The 5,031-nt window shown below is 40.3% G+C and carries 4 protein-coding genes; all 4 read right to left on the bottom strand.

Translation table 11 applies throughout. From position 1 onward, the window contains the following. Positions 1-869: 869 nt before the first annotated feature. Positions 870-1,436, bottom strand: coding sequence for a Uma2 family endonuclease (locus F6K13_RS17760; protein WP_124142676.1), 567 nt, complete (start codon positions 1,434-1,436; stop codon positions 870-872). A 191-nt stretch (positions 1,437-1,627) separates the two neighbouring features. Then, complete coding sequence (locus tag F6K13_RS17755) at positions 1,628-2,200, bottom strand: Uma2 family endonuclease (RefSeq protein ID WP_124142677.1); 573 nt, start codon at positions 2,198-2,200, stop codon at positions 1,628-1,630. 103 nt (positions 2,201-2,303) lie between these two features. After that, entirely contained in the window at positions 2,304-2,438 is a 135-nt protein-coding gene (locus F6K13_RS17750) for a hypothetical protein (protein ID WP_275670253.1), read from the bottom strand. Continuing rightward, positions 2,428-5,031 (bottom strand): tetratricopeptide repeat protein (locus tag F6K13_RS17745; RefSeq protein ID WP_287287921.1); only part of this gene is annotated, 2,604 nt, incomplete at its 5' end. The genes F6K13_RS17745 and F6K13_RS17750, both read right to left, overlap by 11 nt.

Below are 5,031 nucleotides of genomic sequence, written 5' to 3'. Positions count from 1 at the left end.
AAAATCTAGTTTTTGGATAAGTCTAATGGATAAACTATTAGAAATAGTCTTCATTAGATAGTTTTTTGGTGATTTATAGCCAATTCCTCAGCAACTAACACATCCATAATATAGAAATTTACCTCATCTAAATTTTTAGATTTGTTGCTAATTAATGTAGATATGTTAAGATGTATTATTTATATTTTTGGCGTTGGTAATTTGAGGTATGATATCATGTCTGGATCAGAGCGCGATCGAACTCCATTCCGTTTACGCGACCAAAAAACTTTCTCCTTCTATTCCTCTTTCTTCTTCTTTCTTCTCTCCTGAGTTCTGAGTTCTGACTTCCCCTCCTCCCTCCCCTCCTGGGAGGGGCGTGGGTGGGTTGACTCCTCAGTAATTAAGATTAATATCATACACGCGCTTTACCAACGCCATATTTTTTTATAATTAATATCATTTCCGGATAATTAGTTATAAAAAAACTTTCTCCTTCTTCTCCTGTTGTTCTTCTTTATTACCTCTTTCCTCCTGACTCCTGAGGACTCCGTAGTTATTTATTTATCACTGTTTAACCGGACATGATATAATATCAAATCCGAGGGAATTGGACATCAAAAAATTCTCCAATCGTCATAATTACGCTCATCTTTGTAATTCTCTCTCCTCCTGACTCCTCCTGAGTTAACGATTCTATAACTGTTTAACCGGATTTGATATCAGTGGTTTTGTATTGTAATAGTATTGGTATCCAATTATTTTTGTCACGGTATAGTCCAGTGGGAGCATCTTGCTCCCGTTCTAAGTGTTTCTTGTCCCCACCTAAACCATATTCTCCCCTTCTCTCCTAGATAACTAAAGCCATTAATATGCTGAATGCTTAAAAGCTATATCAAAATTTCATCATAAATATCAGTCATTGTTAAAGTTAACCCCACCGACTTTAATTCTAAACAATCTTCTTTTCCTAAACTTTCCCTAGACCAATAACCAACTTCTGATGGACGATAAACCTCTACCTTCATTTCTATTTGATCGACCAATACATACTCTTGCAAACTTGCTAAACTTTGATAATTCAAGCGTTTTTCTCGTCTGTCTAAATCTTGAGTAGAAGGGGAAAGTACCTCAACAATTAAACAAGGAAAACTCTTGTAATATTTTTCCGTATCTTGTGGATTACAAGTTACCATCACATCAGGATAATAAAATATATCCGAGCTATTTTCGGCAATGGCAATTTTAACTTTCATATCTGCAATAAAAGTTTTACACTCGCTGCCGCGTAAATTCAAACGCAAAAAACTAGCAATATTTAACGAAATGCGGTTATGTTCTTCACTGCCACCAGACATAGCGAATATTTGACCGCCGAGATATTCATGGCGAATGGGACTAAATTTTTCCCCTTCCAGATAATCTGTGGTTGAAATAAATGCAGTTGCTAATTCCATAGTTATTAGTTACTCAATTTTATATGAATTTATATGGATAATTAATTATAGCTGAAGTCATAAGTCTGCCATTTTTTTCTGATGGCGAATATTTTAGGATTAGGGATCAAGCAAAACTACGAGCAAAGAGTTGATTTTATGGGCTGATTTTTGTTTTAGTTTTGTTAGTAATATTTCTCATATTCCTCTCATTAATCCTCAAAACTAACGTCCTCATATAAAACATCAACAGCACAATTAAATTCAATACTAGATAATGTAAAATCTTCTCCTTCTATATATGCAGAATAAAGCCACATTCTCCCTTCACCACGTTGATAAATTTCCACATAAATTGATTCTGAATCTACTAAAACATACTCTTGCAAACTCGAAAATTGACGATAATATTTAAACTTATCGTCGCGATCGTAACCCCTGGTACTGGGAGAAAGAACTTCAATAATTACACTAGGATTTTGGAGAAATGTACGAGATTTTAAATCATCAGCATTACAACTAATAACTAAATCTGGATAAAAATAACGATTATTTTTAGCATCCTGAACTTTAGCATCAGACACATAAACTCGACATCCTCTTTGACGGAGATGGGGATAGAGAGCGCGATAAAAACTAAGGGCAATGTCAACATGAGGAAGACTTGCTCCAGTCATGGCTAAAATTTCACCATCCACATATTCATGGCGAAATTCCTGTTTAGCTTCCCATTCTAAATATTCTTCTGCGGTCGTTTTTTGATGATTTTCCGGTTGAGCAATCATAATTTCCTCCTTGATTTTTTTTGTTCAATTAGTTAAATTTTATCATAAATTAGAAACGATAAATCATCAGGTAGGGACGTTGCATGCAACGTCCCTACAAAAGCTATAAAACTTCATCATAAATATCGGCCATTGTTAAAGTTAACCCCACTAATTTTAACTCTAAAAAATTTTCATTTTGTGGGTGACAAGTTACCATGACATCCGGATAATAAAAAATATCCGAGCTATCCATCATTTATCTCCCGCCAATCTCCAGACGGAATAAACGATGCCCAATAATAGGGATGTTGATATTCCTCTGTTCCCAATATCTCTAACTGGGTCTGTCGTAATGCTTCCGATCGCCCTTCATTATTCAACACCCGTTGATAATATTTCACCATCAAATCTTTCGTACCAAAATCATCCACCTGCCATAAACTAATTACCTGACTTTCACTACCCGCAAGAGCTAATGCTCGACGCAAACCATAAACTCCCTCTCCTACATTCACATCTCCCACTCCCGTGTCGCAAGCGGATAATACTACCAACTTTGTCCCCCCCAAACTCAAATTAGCAATTTCTAACGCTGTCATTACTCCATCTTCATCACCACTTTTGCGAGGATTAAACCCTGCTAAAGCTATACCCGAACGTAACAGTGGATTTTCTAATCTATTTGTTTCTGTGTTGGGAATGTCAGTATTAAAACCCCCGACTAATACTGGCGGTGCTACTTCTTCTAAATCTTCCAGAAAGAAACCGTGGGTAGCAATATGAAGTATTTCTGGTGCATTCACTTGTTTAATAGCATTTTCTGTAGCATTGGACTCTGTTAACAGAGTCACATCTGATAACATTGGTGCAATAGCTTCCACTTCTGCTTTGGTTCCTGATAATGCTCCAAAAGTTAAGTTTTCTGGAGCAAATAAAAAACTACCTAAATCTCTAGTAGGTTTTTTGTGACCACGTTTATTATTAGCAACGAGTCGCACAGAAGTGGGGTTGCCTGGGTTGTCGTATTCGGGGTTGGCAACTAATATTGGTGGTTGTTTGGTGGGGAAGTCAATACCAAGTTTGATTAAGTCGCGTCCGGTGGTGAGGTAGGTAATATTATAGTTTTGGATTAAATATTGGTTGTTTTCATCGACTAGAGCAGCAAAAGGAATGAGGTTGAGTTGGGAGTCTGGAGATAACAGGGTGTGTTTGACATTGCCTAACTTTTGGCGGATGGGTTGCATTACTTGTTGGTCTAAGGTACGGGCAACTTCTCGGATGGAACTATTTGGTTGTGATAATTGAGCACGAAATTCGGTGATGGTGTTATGGATGGGTGCTACTGGTCCCAGGTCTAGCCATTGTGGTGAACCTGTGGAATGGAGGATGTAGACTGCGTAGTGGGGTTTGCCAAGTTTCAGAGCTTTGACATCTACTGGGTAATACTGCATTATTTCCACCAATGCTGCATCAGCAGGAATTAACTTTTGTACCGTTTCAATAGTTACTGGTTCATTAGTCTTAGCAAATTCTGCACTAGCGAGGGAAAGGTCAGCTTCTAATTTCTCTGCTTTACCTTTGAGGGTAGCGACTTGTTGACGATATTGTTCTGGTGGGAGATTTTCGGGTTTGTTGTAGATGAGGGCAGCTAGTTGAGTACGAGTGTTTGCCAGGTCGTTGAGGAGTTTTTGGTTTTCTGGGGTCAGTTTGTCGCGGATAGTTTGCAGGGACTTGATAGTGGAGTCGAGGATGCGACCTTTGCGCCGGAGGATGGTGGTGAGGGCGAGGTTAGCTGCTTTTGGGTTATTGGGTGCGTCTTGGAGATGTAGGGATATTGTTTGGTGAGTTGTGACTGAGAGCTTTCTCATGGAAGCTTGTTTTTGGCTTTCCGAACCTGTGGCGAGGAAAGTAGTGAGGGTGGTTTCTTGTACTTCCATTGCCTGGGTGAGATATTCAATGGCACTGGTTGTATTTCCTTGAGCTTGGTACAGTGTTGCCAGGTTGAGTAGGCTAGTGGCAACGTATGGATGGTCAGCTCCTAATCCTTTCTCTCTGATTGCCCTTGACCTTTGGAATAGAGGTAAGGCTTCTGTGTACTTCCCTTGGAGATGGTACAGTAATGCCAGGCCGTTGAGGCTGGTGGCAACTGAGGGATGGTCAGTTCCTAATGCTTTTTCTCTGATTGCTAGAGACCGTTGTAATAGGGGTAAGGCTTCAGTGTAGTTGCCTTGGTTAAGGTGCAGTGATGCCAGGCCGTTGAGGCTGGTGGCAACTGAGGGATGGTCAGCTCCTAATGCTTTTTCTCTGATTGCTAGAGACCTTTGAAAGAGGGGCCAGGCTTCACTGTAGTTCCCTTGGCGTTGGTACAGTGATGCCAGATTACTGAGGCTGGTGGCAAAGTCTGGATGGTCAGCTCCTAATGCTTTTTCTAATATTACCAGAGACCTTTGGAATAGGGGTAAGGCTTCACTGTACTTCCCTTGGACATGGTACAGTAATGCCAGGCTACTGAGGGGGGTGACAATGGAGGGATGGTTAGCTCCTAATGCTTTCTCATAGGTTGCCAGAGACCGTTGTAATAGGGGTAAGGCTTCTGTATACTTCCCTTGGTCACTGTACAGTGATGCCAGGTTGTTGAGGCTGGCAGCAACTGAGGGATGGTCAGTTCCTAATGCTTTCTCATAGGTTGCCAGAGACCGTTGTAATAGGGGTAAGGCTTCTGTATACTTCCCTTGGTCACTGTACAGTGATGCCAGGCTACTGAGGCTGGAGGCAAAGTCTGGATGGTTAGCTCCTAATGCTTTCTCATAGGTTGCCAGAGACCGTTGTAATAGGGGTAAGGCTTCTGA

Source organism: Okeania sp. SIO2B9, from assembly GCF_010672505.1.
Lineage (GTDB): Bacteria > Cyanobacteriota > Cyanobacteriia > Cyanobacteriales > Microcoleaceae > Okeania > Okeania hirsuta.
The sequence above is the reverse complement of the archived record's forward strand: the minus strand, read 5'-3'. Positions and strand labels throughout refer to the sequence as shown.